The following is a 443-nucleotide window of genomic DNA, read 5'->3' on the forward strand; positions in this document are numbered from 1 at the left end:
GCTGCGGCTAGAGGCCGGGCATGCGCTTGTCGGCCAACGCGGCGCTCGGCATCAGATCGACCGCGTAGTGCCTTCTCGATCGCGTAGAGCTTGGCAATGCGCTCGAGGGCCTCGCGGGCAACTGGAGCCGGCGCCGGCGAAGCCTCACGCTCGATCTTTACAAACTGGCGTCGCAGATGCGACCAGCAGAAGGCGAGCGTCGCGGACAGTGCGTCCGCACGCGTCTCTCGAGTCATGGTCTTGTAGGCCTCATAGCCATCGCAATGGATGATGCCGCGATAGCCCTCAAGCAACCGCAAGCCATGAACGGCGCCGCGGCCCGGTGCATAGGCGTAGACCACCCCAGGTGGATCAGGCCCGGCCCAAGGCCTGTCATCACGCGAGAGCGCCCAGAAATAGCCGGTTTTAGTCCTGCCGCGCCCCGGATCCAATACCGGCGCCGG

At 65.7% G+C, this 443-nt stretch carries 1 protein-coding gene; it reads right to left on the reverse strand.

The window, feature by feature from the left end; genetic code table 11:
* Positions 1-443 (reverse strand): IS66 family transposase (locus AACY49_RS31090; protein ID WP_339528162.1); only part of this gene is annotated, 443 nt, incomplete at both ends.

This window comes from Pseudomonas sp. EL_65y_Pfl2_R96, assembly GCF_963970905.1.
In the GTDB taxonomy this organism is placed as follows: Bacteria; Pseudomonadota; Gammaproteobacteria; order Pseudomonadales; family Pseudomonadaceae; genus Aquipseudomonas.